At 71.2% G+C, this 12,864-nt stretch carries 11 protein-coding genes; 4 read left to right on the plus strand and 7 right to left on the minus strand.

Features of this window, described 5'->3' with window-relative positions; all coding sequences use genetic code 11:
• Positions 1 to 156: 156 nt before the first annotated feature.
• The 6 genes from FHU34_RS28510 to FHU34_RS28535 all read right to left on the minus strand — a co-directional run bounded on the left by FHU34_RS28510 (position 157) and on the right by FHU34_RS28535 (position 4,598).
• Positions 157 to 1,122, minus strand: coding sequence for a PLP-dependent cysteine synthase family protein (locus FHU34_RS28510; protein ID WP_145785269.1), 966 nt, complete (start codon positions 1,120 to 1,122; stop codon positions 157 to 159).
• Positions 1,123 to 1,133: 11 nt separating this feature from the next.
• Positions 1,134 to 1,505, minus strand: a complete 372-nt coding sequence (locus tag FHU34_RS28515; RefSeq protein ID WP_145785270.1) for a MoaD family protein — start codon at positions 1,503 to 1,505, stop codon at positions 1,134 to 1,136.
• Positions 1,506 to 1,570: 65 nt separating this feature from the next.
• A complete protein-coding gene (locus FHU34_RS28520; RefSeq protein WP_145785271.1) occupies positions 1,571 to 2,059 on the minus strand; it encodes a M67 family metallopeptidase in 489 nt (162 codons plus the stop codon).
• A 52-nt stretch (positions 2,060 to 2,111) separates the two neighbouring features.
• Positions 2,112 to 2,606, minus strand: coding sequence for a DUF2017 domain-containing protein (locus FHU34_RS28525; protein ID WP_197699390.1), 495 nt, complete (start codon positions 2,604 to 2,606; stop codon positions 2,112 to 2,114).
• Positions 2,607 to 2,608: 2 nt separating this feature from the next.
• On the minus strand, positions 2,609 to 2,899 hold the full coding sequence (clpS, locus tag FHU34_RS28530) for an ATP-dependent Clp protease adapter ClpS (RefSeq protein ID WP_030487198.1): 291 nt from the start codon (positions 2,897 to 2,899) through the stop codon (positions 2,609 to 2,611).
• A gap of 148 nt (positions 2,900 to 3,047) precedes the next feature.
• Positions 3,048 to 4,598, minus strand: coding sequence for a P-loop NTPase family protein (locus FHU34_RS28535; RefSeq protein ID WP_145785272.1), 1,551 nt, complete (start codon positions 4,596 to 4,598; stop codon positions 3,048 to 3,050).
• Between the two features lie 196 nt (positions 4,599 to 4,794).
• Here FHU34_RS28535 and FHU34_RS28540 point away from each other — a divergent pair, with 196 nt between their 5' ends.
• Genes FHU34_RS28540 through FHU34_RS28555 form a run of 4 tightly spaced genes read left to right on the plus strand, consistent with a single transcriptional unit; the run spans position 4,795 to position 10,682 of the window.
• A complete protein-coding gene (locus tag FHU34_RS28540) occupies positions 4,795 to 7,473 on the plus strand; it encodes a LuxR C-terminal-related transcriptional regulator (protein ID WP_145785273.1) in 2,679 nt (892 codons plus the stop codon).
• A 16-nt stretch (positions 7,474 to 7,489) separates the two neighbouring features.
• Positions 7,490 to 8,776, plus strand: a complete 1,287-nt coding sequence (locus FHU34_RS28545; RefSeq protein WP_145785274.1) for a nicotinate phosphoribosyltransferase — start codon at positions 7,490 to 7,492, stop codon at positions 8,774 to 8,776.
• Between the two features lie 36 nt (positions 8,777 to 8,812).
• Positions 8,813 to 9,394, plus strand: a complete 582-nt coding sequence (locus FHU34_RS28550; protein WP_145785275.1) for an isochorismatase family protein — start codon at positions 8,813 to 8,815, stop codon at positions 9,392 to 9,394.
• Positions 9,395 to 9,434: 40 nt separating this feature from the next.
• The gene (locus FHU34_RS28555; RefSeq protein WP_145785276.1) at positions 9,435 to 10,682 is read left to right on the plus strand and encodes an MFS transporter; all 1,248 of its coding nucleotides are present in this window, start codon (positions 9,435 to 9,437) and stop codon (positions 10,680 to 10,682) included.
• Positions 10,683 to 11,001: 319 nt separating this feature from the next.
• Here the strand turns inward: FHU34_RS28555 and ctaD are convergent, their stop codons facing one another.
• Entirely contained in the window at positions 11,002 to 12,762 is a 1,761-nt protein-coding gene (ctaD, locus tag FHU34_RS28560) for an aa3-type cytochrome oxidase subunit I (protein ID WP_145785277.1), read from the minus strand.
• Positions 12,763 to 12,864: the final 102 nt, after the last annotated feature.

The following is a 12,864-nucleotide window of genomic DNA, read 5'->3' on the forward strand; positions in this document are numbered from 1 at the left end:
ACGCGTGCGTCACGCTGCGCAGCCTACGCCCGGGTGCCCGGCGGCAAGAATGATCCAACGGAACTTGTCACGAACGTGACACCTGCTCACGGTGCGGCGGGCAGCGCACGGGCCGCCGACGCACGTCGACGGCCCGTAACCAATAGCCCCACCCGGTCAGGCCCAGAGCTGCCCCTCCAGGGCGTCCTCGGCGTCGGCGAGCGTGCCGCCGTACGCGCCGGTGGACAGGTATTTCCAACCGCCGTCGCAGACCACGAAGGCCACGTCGGCCCGCCGGCCGTCGCGGACCGCCTCGTGCGCCACCGCGAGCGCGGCGTGCAGGATGGCACCGGTGGAGAAGCCGGCGAAGATGCCCTCCACCTCCACGAGCTGCCGGGTACGCAGCACCGCGTCCCGGGTGCCGACCGAGAACCGCCGGGAGAGCACCGAGGCGTCGTACAGCTCCGGCACGTACCCCTCGTCGATGTTGCGCAGGCCGTAGACCAGCTCGCCGTACCGAGGCTCGGCGGCCACGACCTGGATGCCGTCGACCTTCTCCCGCAGGTAGCGACCTGTGCCCATCAACGTGCCGGTGGTGCCCAGCCCCGCCACGAAGTGCGTGATCGTCGGCAGGTCGTGCAGCAGCTCCGGCCCGGTCGTCTCGTAGTGCGCCCGAGCGTTCGCCTCGTTGCCGTACTGGTAGAGCATCACCCAGTCGGGGTGCTCCGCCGCAATCTGCTTGGCCGTGGCGACGGCCTGGTTGGAACCGCCCGCCGCCGGCGAGAAGATGATCTCGGCCCCGTACATCCGGAGCAGCTGGACCCGCTCGGTGGAGACGTTCTCCGGCATCACGCAGACCAACCGGTAGCCGCGCAACTTGGCCACCATCGCCAACGAGATGCCGGTGTTGCCACTCGTCGGTTCGAGGATCGTGTCACCCGGCCGCAGCCGGCCGGCCTCCTCCGCCGCCCGCACCATGAACAGCGCCGCGCGGTCCTTGATGCTGCCGGTCGGGTTCCGGTCCTCCAACTTGGCCCAGAGCCGCACCGGCGGCGCCCCGTCGGGCACCGTCGGGGAGAGCCGGGGCAGGCCGACCAGCGGCGTGCCCCCGCAGGCGTCGAGCAGACTGTCGTACCGCGCCATGGCGGCCGACCTCAGCGAACCGCGACGGCGTCGCGGGCCACCGCGGCGACGGCACTCTGCGAGCTGACGCTGTGCGAGCTGATCGCCGCTGCCGCCGCGAAGCCGAACGCGCCGCCGGCCACGGCCGGCAGGATGGTGACGCTGTCGCCGTCGGAGAGCTTGGCGTCCAGCGCGCCGAGGAAGCGGACGTCCTCGTCGTTGACGTAGACGTTGACGAAGCGGTGCAACGTGCCCGCCTCGGTGATCAGCCGGCCGCGCAGGCCGCCGTGCCGAGAGTCCAGGTCGTTGAGCAGATCGGCGAGGGTGTCGCCGGCGCCTTCGACGACCTTGGCGCCGCCGGTGTAGCTGCGCAGGATGGTGGGGATGCGAACCTCAATGGCCATGATGTCGAGCTCCTCGATCGGGTGTGCCTACGGTGACGGGACGAGACGGGTCGGACGCTGACGGATCAGCGGCCGGAACACTCGTAGTCGACCGTCGCCGGGCTCTGCCCGAACATGTAGGACTGGACGGCATGCGGGTCGACGCCGGCCTCCACGACCTGAACCGGCTCCTCGGTGATCACGCCGTCGACGATCCGGAACGACCGGATCTCCTCCGAGTCGGGCTCCCGGGTCGAGACGAGCAGGTAGTGCGCGCCCGGCTCGCCCGCGAAGGAGACATCCGTCCGCGACGGGTACGCCTCGGTGGCGGTGTGCGAGTGGTAGATGACGACGGGCTCCTCGTCCCGGTCGTCCATCTCCCGCCACACCCGCAGGTGCTCCATCGAGTCGAACTCGTAGAAGGTCATCGAGCGCGCGGCGTTGTCCATCGGGATGTGCCGGGTAGGGGTGTCGCTGCCGACGGGCCCGGCGACCACGCCGCACGCCTCGTCGGGGTGATCCCGGCGCGCGTGGGCGACGATCGCGTCGATGATCGACCGGTCGATGCTCAGCACGAGCACCAGCCTAACGCCTGATGAGCACGGGCCGAAGTGGTGCCGGTCACGCCTAGTCGATCAAGGCGTTGAGCAGCGACTCCTGCAAATATCCGAGGTACGCGTAGACCGAAAGCTGGAACACCCGGCTGGACGCCGGGTCCTCGGCGACCGCGTCGTCCAACTCCTCGCCCAGATCCGTGCCGTCCTTGATCTCCAGCCGGACACCCATCGCGAGCCGGGCGTCGTTGAGCGCCCGCAGCCACGCCTCGGCCGCCTCGGCGTCCAGCCGGACCTCGCCGCCCGCTTCGTCGGGAAGCGCGGCCAGGATCGCCCCCGCCTGGTCGATCTTCGCGGTCTTCAGGTCGCCCTCGGTGTAGCGGCGGAACTCGGCGGTGCCCGAAGCGTCCTGCGGGTAGACCGCCGGGAAGAGCCGACCGACGACCGGGTCGGTGTGGTCGAAGCCATCGGTGAGCAGGCCGACCACCTCGGAGGCGACCTTGCGCAACACCCGCGCCTCGTCCACGGCGAAGGTGGCGACGTAACAGCCGGCCTGGCGACGGAACATGCTCACGACTTGTCCACCGTCGCCCACAGCCCGTACGCGTGCAACTGCGACGCGTCGTGCTCCATCCGTTCCCGGGCACCGGTGGAGACCACGGCACGGCCCTTGTGGTGCACGTCAAGCATCAGCTGCTCGGCCCTCTCCCGGCTGTAGCCGAAAAGCTTCTGGAAGACCCAGGTCACGTACGTCATCAGATTGACCGGGTCGTCCCACACGATCGTCACCCACTGCCGGTCGGACGCCGGCACCTCGTCAGTGGCCGGCGTCTCGACCGGTGCAACCTGCGGAGCCGCCATGCCCCCCATCGTGCCACCGGTTTCCCGGAACCGAGGAACCGGAACGCCGGCTCGTCGTGGATCGCCCACCCCGGGCACCCCTGAGTCGCCCCGCCCGCCATCTGACGCGCGATGCGAGACGAACCCGGACCGAGGTGCCACCGCGCGGTCAGGCGAGCAGGATGCCGTGGTCGACTGCATCGGAGAGCACCGCGCCCAGCGAGAGGCGGATCACCTCGAACCGCCGGGAGATCTCCCGGGACAGCCCCAGCTCGACCTCCCGCACCGCCCGCTGGGACCAGGCCCGCGCCGCACTGTGGTCGTCGTTGCCGGGCGTACGCCACTGCTGCCAGCACCCGCCGGAGAGCGCCACCGCCACCGGCGGGAGCACTTCGGCGCGGGCCGCCGCCGGGTAGCTGGCGAGGGCGTCGATCGCCTCCGGGCCGGTCAACGTCGCGACACCGGCTGTGCTGGTGATCAGCAGCACCTTGTCCAGTTCGTGGCCAGGCTGGTCGTCGACCAGGCCGTACTGCACGGCGGTGGCGATCCGCCGTCGCACGCCTTCGGTGGGAGGCGCGGCGAGCACCCGGCCCACGACGTCGGTCATGATGCCGCGCACCGCCTGGTCGCACTGCGCCGTGGCCAACAACGACAACGCCGCCATCTCCCGGTCCAGTAGATCCGGTAGGCCCGCGCAGCCGACCCCGAACACGATCTCCTGGACCGCCCGCAGGTGGATGTTCGCCAACTCCAGAGCGAGGTGCTGGCGGATCCGCTGAGCGCACGAGCGGGTGTGGCGGTCGAGTCGTTCGGACCAGTCGCCGGGGTCGGCGGCCACCGGGATGCGGCCCTGCCCGCCCGGCAACACCGGCGGGTCGACACTGGCCCGTTGCAGCCCTTCCCGCGACGACCAACCCACCAGCGCGCGCCGCAGATCGGCGGCGGAGTCGGCGTCACCGACCGGGAACCATCGCGCGCCGGCCAGCGCGGGCACCGCGGCCAGCAGCGCCGCGCGGTGTGCCGCCACGGTCACCGAGGCCGAGTCGACCTCCGTCGCCGCACCCTCGGCCGGCGGGACGGACGCCCCCGCGCCCTCCGTAGTCGCCGCGCCGTCGGCCAACGGTGCCCAACCCGCCGCACCGGGGGTCACCGCGAAGACGACCTCCACCGAGGTGGGGGCAACCTCGGTGAGCAGGTTCAGCTCCGCGGCGGTGAACGCCTGGTCCGCGGCGATCACGAAGAGCAGCGCGCCGGCCCGGCCCACCGCGTCGAGCAGCACCCGGGTGCCGGCCACGCCGAGCGTGGCGGTGTCCGGACTGTCGATCAGGGTGAAGTGGCGCAGCAGCGGCTCGGGCACACTCAGCTCGACACGCCGGGGCGGGCGGGCCAACGCGGGCCCGGCCGCGTTGCGGTCGGCGCCGTAGGAGTGCGGCTGGCGGTAACCGGGCACGAACGCGGCCCGGGTCGGCACCTTGGCGTTGCGCACCACCAGCCAACTGCCGGTCGGCACGGTGAGCATGACCGGGTCGAGCCCGAGCAGGGTGGCGAGCACGGCACGCCGGTCGGCGCCGGCCGGGCCGACGGCGACCACGCCGAGCGGCTCTTCAGGGGCAGGGCCGGTCACGCCGACCCGAGCGGGCAGCGGGCCGCAGGTGGGCAGGTCGGCTGGGCCGGCCATGTCGTCCGGCGAGTCGACCGAGGGGAGAGGGCCCTGCTTCATCAGGTGACCTCCCGTGGCAGGTGACCGGTTGCCCGGTCGCGTGGAAGATCCGGTGCGCACCCCGGATGTCCGAACAGTACGTGCGGGCCAGCGACCGGGCGGAACACATCGGATACTCATCGGTAATTGTGCGACTACTCAACTTCGTTCGGTGACGGTACGGGCGCAGACGGATTCCGGTCGATATGCTGCGCGGATGAGTCGGTGGGAGTTCGTCGGCCGGACAGATGAGCTGAACCGCCTGCTGGCGGCGGTGACCGGCGAGGCCGGCCGAGGGCTCTTCTTCAGCGGCAGCGCGGGCATCGGCAAGAGCCGACTGCTGCGCGAGGGCGTCAACGCGTTGCCCACCGACCGGTTCGCGATCTGGTCCATCGCGGCCAGCGCCACCACCGCCGCGTTGCCGTTCGGCGGTCTGGTGCAGGTCCTCCCCGCCGAGCAGCCTCAGGGCCTCTCCCCCGCCGGCATTCTGCGCTGGGCGCTCAACGTGCTGCAACAGCAGGCGGCGGGCCGACGCATCGTGCTCGCCATCGACGACGCCCACCTGCTCGACCCGCCCTCGGCGGCGCTGGTGCACCTGGTCGCCCGCGCGGAGAACGCCACAGTGCTCGGCACCCTGCGCGACGGCGAGCAGATCCCGCTGCCGATCCGCGCACTCTGGACCGACGACCTGGTCGAGCACGTCGAACTGAGCCCGATGCCGCAGGAGGAGACGGCGGGCCTGCTGGCGGCCATCCTGGGTGGCCCGGTGGACTCCGGCTCCGCCGACCGGCTCGGGGAACTGTCGGCCGGCAACCCGCTGCTGCTCCGCGAGTTGGTGCACGCCGCCAGCGGCAGCGCGGAGTTGAAGCGCACCTACGGGATCTGGAAGTGGACCGGGCGACTGGAGTTGGCGCCCAACCTCACGGATCTGATCGACACCCGGGTCGGCAAGCTCACCGACGGCGTCCGTGCGGTCGTCGAGCTGGTGGCCTTCGGCGAACCGCTCGGCCTGCACCTGCTCAAACAGGCCGCCGACCAGGCGGACGTGGAGACCGCCGAGGAACGCGGCCTGATCAGTGTGATCCAGCACGACCGGCGGACCGACGTCCGGTTGGCCCACCCGCTCTACGGCGAGGTGATGCGCCGCCGCTGCCCGGTCAGCCGCACCCGCCGCCTCCAGGCGAACCTCGCGGAACTGCTCGAACAGGTCGGCAAGCGCCGCCGCGACGACCTGCTGCGGGTGGCGGTCTGGCGACTCGACTCGGGCACCGCACAGGACCCGGCGCTGCTGGTCGATGCCGCGGTCCAGGCGTTCACCCGCTACGACGTGCCGTTGGCCACCCGCCTGGCACGCGCCGCGCTCAACGCCGACGGCGGCTCCGACGCGGCAGAGCTGCTGGCCACCATCCTGATGTTCGCCGACCGGCCCGAGGAGGCGATCGGGGTTCTCGACACGGTGACCCCCGAGCCCGGCGACGAGCGGCGACTCTGCCGCTGGCTGACCGTGCGCGGGATGGTCAGTTACTGGGGGTTGAGTCGACAGTCCACGGTGGAGGAGATCGCGAGCCGCGTCGAGCAACTCAGCGACTCCGCGGACCGGTCCCGGGTGCACGCGTTCGAGGCGATCATGCGCCTGCACGGGATGGACACGGCAACCGCCGTGCGGCTCAGCCAACGCGTACTGGACCGGCCGGCCGCCGGCGTCGCCGCCCGCGAGCTGGCGCGTTCCACCATCGCGTACGTGCAGGCCGCGCAGGGCCAACTCAACCGCAGCGGTACGGCTATCGCCCAGGTGCACTCCGCTGCCGCCAACTGGCGCACCGACATGCCGTACCTCCAGTTGGCACTGGAACTGGCCCGGGGCACCAGGCTCATGCTCACCGGCGACCTGGCCGGCATCGACGCGATCGTGGCCGACGAGTTCGCCGACCTCGCCGGTGCCGGTGACTTCCGACTCGGCACGGGCTACCTCGCCATCCTCCAGGCGTACGCGGCCCGGATGCGTGGGCAGAGCGACGCGGCGATGCGGACGGCCCTGGGCGCGTGCGCGGTGCTGGCCACCAGCCGGGTCTACGCCGGCCTGGCCCAGGCGGAGCGCGCCCAGGCAGCGGCGCTGCGCGGTGACGCCGCGCAGGCGACGGCGGCGATGGCCGAGGCGGACCGCACCCACGCGCCGGGCATGGCGGTGCTCTACCCGTGGCTGGAGCAGGCTCGGGGGGCCGCCATCGCCGCGTCGGGCGACCTGCCGGGCGCGGTCAAGCACCTCGGGGACCTGGTGGACCGGCTGCGCGCGGACGGTTTCGCCGGGCACGAGGTGCACGTCCTGCACGACCTGGTGCGACTGGACCAGGCGAGCATGCCGGTGGGTCCCACCTGCTCCGACGGTGGCCGCCGGACGGTCGCCCAGCGCCTCGCCGAGCTGTCCGAACGGGTCGACGGGGTGCTTCCGCCGCTGCTGGCCCGACACGCCCGCGCCGCGGTGACCGACTCCGCCACCGACCTGCTCGCGGTCGCCGACGACTATGCCGCCCTGGAGTTGACCGTGTACGCGGCCGAGGCCACCTCCCAGGCCGTGCAGCGGTTGCGCCGGCAGCACTCGGCGGCGGCCAACGACGCCCGGGAGCGCCTGGCCGGGCTGCTCGGGCGTTGTGACTCGATCCGGACGCCGGCGCTGCACGCGGGCGCGCCGGTGCTCACCGAGCGGGAGTGGCAGGTGGCCCGTCTCGCCGCGCACGGCGCGCCCAGCCGGGCCATCGCCGAACGGCTGTACCTATCGGCACGCACCGTGGAGAACCACCTCCAGCGGATCTACGCCAAGCTCGGCGTGACCGGCCGCGCCGAACTGTGGGCCGCGCTGCGCTCGATCCCGGGCCACGAAGGCGGCGACGCGGGCTGAACCTTAGGCTGGGGCGGTGAGCAACCACCGACCCGCGCTGCTGACCGACCACTACGAGCTGACCATGGTCAGCGCGGCACTGAGGGACGGCACCGCCGACCGCCGGTGTGTCTTCGAAGTGTTCAGCCGCCGACTGCCCAGTGGTCGCCGGTACGGCGTGGTCGCCGGCACCGGTCGGCTGGTCGATCTGATCCGCGACTTCCGGTTCGACCCCACCGAGGTCGACTTCCTCCGCCGGACCGGGGTGGTCGACGAGTCGGCCGCCGCGTGGCTCACCGACTACCGCTTCACCGGCGACATCGACGGGTACGCCGAGGGTGAACTGTTCTTCCCCGGCTCACCGATCCTCACCGTCTCCGGCGGATTCGCCGAGTGCGTGGTGCTGGAGACACTCGTGCTCTCCGTCCTCAACCACGACAGCGCTGTCGCCGCTGCGGCGGCCCGCATGGTGACCGCTGCGCGGGGCCGGACACTCATCGAGATGGGATCGCGTCGGGCGCACGAGGAGGCCGCGGTGGCCGCGGCGCGTGCCGCGTACCTGGCCGGGTTCCGGTTCACGTCCAACCTCGCCGCCGGTGCGCGCTACGGCATCCCGACGGCGGGCACGGCGGCGCACGCGTTCACCCTGCTGCACGACGACGAGCGGGCGGCGTTCGCCTCGCAGGTCGCCACGCTGGGCAGGGACACCACGCTGCTGGTCGACACGTACGACATCAGTCAGGGCATCCGCAACGCGATAGCGGTGGCCGGGCCGGACCTGCGGGCGGTACGGATCGACTCGGGCGACCTGGCGGTGATCGCCCAGCAGTCCCGCGAGCTGCTCGACTCGCTGGGCGCCACCGAAACGAAGATCATCGTTAGTGGTGACCTCGACGAGTACGCGATCGCCGCGCTGGCCGCCGAACCGGTGGACATGTACGGCGCCGGGACGGCGGTGGTCACCGGCTCCGGAGCGCCGACCGCCGGGCTGGTCTACAAGCTCGTCGAGGTCGAGGGGCGGCCGGTGGTGAAGCGCTCCGAGCACAAGGCCACCATCGGCGGCCGGAAGGTAGCGGTCCGCCGGCACAAGCCGACCGGCACCGCCACCGAGGAGATCATCGTCCCGCAGGGCGTGCCGGACCGGAAGCCGAACGACCGAATGCTCCAGCACTCGTACGTGGTCGGCGGCGAGCCGGTGTCGCTGCCCACCCTCGACCAGTCGCGGGAGCACCTGCGCGAATGCCTGATCTCCATCCCGTGGGAGGGGTTGAAGCTGTCGGCCGGCGACCCCGCCGTGCCGGTCACCGTCGTGCCCGCTGACTGAAACCTCCCACCGATTCGATCTGGAAAGGGAACCCCGATGGCCAACGCGCTGATCATCGTGGACGTGCAGAACGACTTCTGCGAGGGCGGCTCGTTGGCCGTCCCGGGCGGCGCGGGGGTCGCCTCGGGCATCTCCCGGCTGCTCGCCAACGATCCGGACCGGTGGACACACATCGTCGCCACCAAGGACTACCACGTCGACCCGGGCGCTCACTTCGGCGATCCGCCGGACTTCGTGGAGTCCTGGCCCCGGCACTGCGTGGTCGGCACGAGCGGCTCGGAGTTCCACCCGGAACTCGACACCGCCCGGGTCGAGGCGATCTTCCACAAGGGCGAGCACGCGGCGGCGTACTCCGGGTTCGAGGGGCACGCCGCCGACGGCGAGTGCCTGGCCGACTGGCTGCGCCGGCACGACGTCGACCGGGTCGACGTGGTCGGCATTGCCACCGACCACTGCGTACGGGCGACCGCGCTGGACGCCGCACGCGAGGGGTTCGCCACCACCGTGCTGCTGGAGCTGACCGCCGCCGTCGCCCCGGCGACTACCGACGTGGCACTGCGCGCGATGGAGGGCGCCGGGGTGACTCTGCACGGGGATCCTGTGATCACTGCCGCATGAGGGCGTAAATGGTTGGCCATCGGGCCGTCTCCCGTCGAGGATGTCGCCGGAGGTACGGACCCACGTGAACATGAAGCCTTACCGGCAGGCGCTCGCACTGCCCGGCCTGCGGTCGCTGTTGGTGGTGGCTGTCCTCGCCCGCATCCCGCTCACCGCGACCGGGGTGACGCTGACCTTCCACGTGGTGTTCGACCTCGGTCGAGGTTACGGAGCCGCCGGCCTGGTGGGCACGGCCGTCACAGTGGGCGCGGCGATCGGCGGGCCGATCCTCGGCCGACTGGTGGACCGGCGGGGCCTACGCCCGGTGCTGGTGCTCACCGGCGTCGCCGAGGCCATCTTCTGGTCGATCGCGCCGTCGCTGTCGTACCCCCTGCTGTTGCCGCTTGCCTTCGTGGCCGGCTCGCTGGCCCTGCCGATCTTCTCCGTGGTCCGTCAGTCGATCGCCGCGCTGGTACCGGAGGACCAACGCCGTCCGGCGTACGCGCTGGACTCGATGTCGGTGGAGCTGTCGTTCATGATCGGCCCGGCGTTGGCCGTCGCCCTGGTCACCGCGATCTCCGCGCAGACCACCATGTACCTGGTCGGCGGAGGCATCGTCGCCGCCGGGATCGCCCTGTGGGTGGTCAACCCGCCGATCCGGGAGGCCACCGCTGAGCCGAGCGGCCCACCACAGCCGGTACGTCGCCGGGAGTGGCTGACTCCCCGACTGCTCGCCGTGCTGGCGCTCAGCGCCGCGGCGACCCTGGTGCTCGGCGGCACCGACGTGGCGGTGGTCGCGGTGCTGCGAGCCAGTGGCGAGGTGGGCTGGACCGGCGCGGTGTTGGCCATCTGGGCGGTCGCCTCTCTCGCCGGCGGGTTCGCCTACGGAGCTGTGCACCGCTCGTTCTCCCCGCTGGCGTTGACCGCCGCGCTGGCCCTGTGCACCATCCCGGTCGGGCTGGGTGGTGCGCACTGGTGGCTGCTCAGCCTGGCGCTGATCCCGGCCGGTGCGCTCTGCGCGCCGACCATCGCGGCCGGCTCCGACGCGGTGAGCCGCCTGGTCCCCGCCCAGGTACGCGGTGAGGCGATGGGACTGCACGGGTCGGCGGTCACCGTGGGCATCGCGATCGGCGCGCCGCTCGCCGGCGCGGTGATCGACGCCAGCTCGCCGCTCTGGGGCTTCGTGGTCACCGGAGCACTCGGCGCGTTGGTCACCCTGGTGGTGCTCCCGATCGAGCTGCGCCGCCGCCGCAAGGCCGCGACCGCCGGCTCGCCCGTCGAGGCCGACCTCACCCCCGCTGCCCACTGACAGGTCACCCGCACACCAACCCCCGGCGGTACGACATCGCCGACCGTCGTGTGGGGCAGGGCTGATCGCCCATCGTCGCACCGTTGCCGTTCGGTGGCCCTACCGTCGTTCGACGGGCGTGCACCCCGGGGACCGCGATGCCACAGCGGAATCAAGATGCCACAGCGGAATCACGCTCGTCAGGACATGGTCCCCGGCAGCCGCCAGGCTGGACGGCACCCGAGGTAGAACGAGAGCAGGCCGACCCCGCACACGGCGACGGGCGCCGCTCCCGGAGTAGTCCCGGGGGCGGCGCCCGTCGTACTGCCGAGTGTGAGCGTCAGTGCCTGTCGATGTCGCTGGCGGTGTCCTCGCGGTAGCTTGCGCCGCCGTCCGACTCGCTGGTGAGCGGCTTGGAGCCACCCTCCGGCGGGCCGGCCAGGCTCTGGCCGCCGGCGGCCAACTCCGGGAACTTCGCGTCGAACGCCGGCCGCTCCGAGCGGATGCGGGGCATCTTGTCGAAGTTGCGCAGCGGCGGCGGGCTACTGGTCGCCCACTCCAGCGAGTTGCCGTGACCCCAGGGGTCGTTCACCTCGACCACCGGGCCGGTCTTGTACGACTTCCAGCAGTTGTAGATGAACGGCAGCGTGGAGATACCGGTGATGAACGCGCCGATCGTGGAGATCATGTTCAGCGTGGTGAAGCCGTCACCGGGCAGGTAGTCGGCGTACCGACGGGGCATGCCCTCGTTGCCGAGCCAGTGCTGCACCAGGAACGTGGTGTGGAAGCCGATCATGGTGAGCCAGAAGTGCACCTTGCCCAGCCGCTCGTCGAGCATCCGGCCGAACATCTTCGGGAACCAGAAGTAGATGCCGGCGAACACCGCGAACACGATCGTGCCGAAGAGCACGTAGTGGAAGTGCGCCACCACGAAGTACGAGTCCGACACGTGGAAGTCGATCGGCGGGCTGGCCAGCAGCACACCGGTCAGACCACCGAAGAGGAAGGTGACCAGGAAGCCGACCGCCCAGAGCATGGGCGTCTCGAAGCTGATCTGGCCCCGCCACATGGTGCCGATCCAGTTGAAGAACTTCATACCGGTCGGCACGGCGATCAGGTAGCTCAGGAAGCTGAAGAACGGCAGCAGCACCTGGCCGGTGGCGAACATGTGGTGCGCCCAGACGCTCATCGAGAGCGCGGCGATCGCCACGGTCGCGGCGACCAGACCCTTGTAACCGAAGATCGGCTTACGGGAGAAGACCGGGATGACCTCGCTGATGATGCCGAAGAACGGCAGCGCGACGATGTACACCTCGGGGTGCCCGAAGAACCAGAACAGGTGCTGCCAGAGCATCGGCCCGCCGGTTGCCGGGTCGTACACGTGGGCGCCGAGGATACGGTCCGCGGCCAGCGCGAACAGCGCGGCGGCCAGCAGCGGGAAGACCAGGATCACCAGGAGGCTGGTGACCAGGATGTTCCACGTGAAGATCGGCATCCGGAACATGGTCATGCCGGGCGCGCGCAGGGTCAGCACCGTGGTGATCATGTTCACCGCGCCGAGGATGGTGCCCAGACCGGAGATGGCCAGACCCATGATCCACATGTTGGCGCCGACGCCCGGCGAGTGCTCGACGCTGCTCAGCGGCGCGTACGCGAACCAGCCGAAGTCGGCGGCCCCGCCCGGGGTGATGAACCCGGCGGTCGCCATCGTGCCGCCGAACAGGTACAGCCAGTAGGCGAAGCTGTTCAGCCGGGGGAAGGAGACGTCGGGCGCGCCGATCTGGATCGGCACGATGTAGTTCGCGAAGGCGAACACGATCGGCGTCGCGAAGAACAGCAACATGATCGTGCCGTGCATCGTGAAGAGCTGGTTGTACTGCTCGGGCGAGAGGAACTGCAGCCCGGGTCGGGCCAGCTCAGCCCGCATGATCAGGGCCATCAGGCCACCGATCATGAAGAACACGAACGCGGTGATCATGTACATGATCCCGATTTGCTTCGCGTCCGTGGTTCGCAGCAGCCGCGCGAAGGCCGACCCCTTGACCGGCTCCCGGACCGGCCAGGGCCGGGTCACGACCGGCTTGGGTGCGACGGTGGTCACGAGTGGCCTCCGGTTCTCGGTTGTCCCGCTCGGCACACGCTGGTTATCGGCGGGCCGTCATCCGCAAGGAGGATAGTCCCCGGCAGGTCGCAGCGCCGCGTG

Origin of the sequence: Micromonospora taraxaci, from assembly GCF_007830095.1 — a bacterium.
Taxonomy (GTDB): Bacteria; Actinomycetota; Actinomycetes; order Mycobacteriales; family Micromonosporaceae; genus Micromonospora; species Micromonospora taraxaci.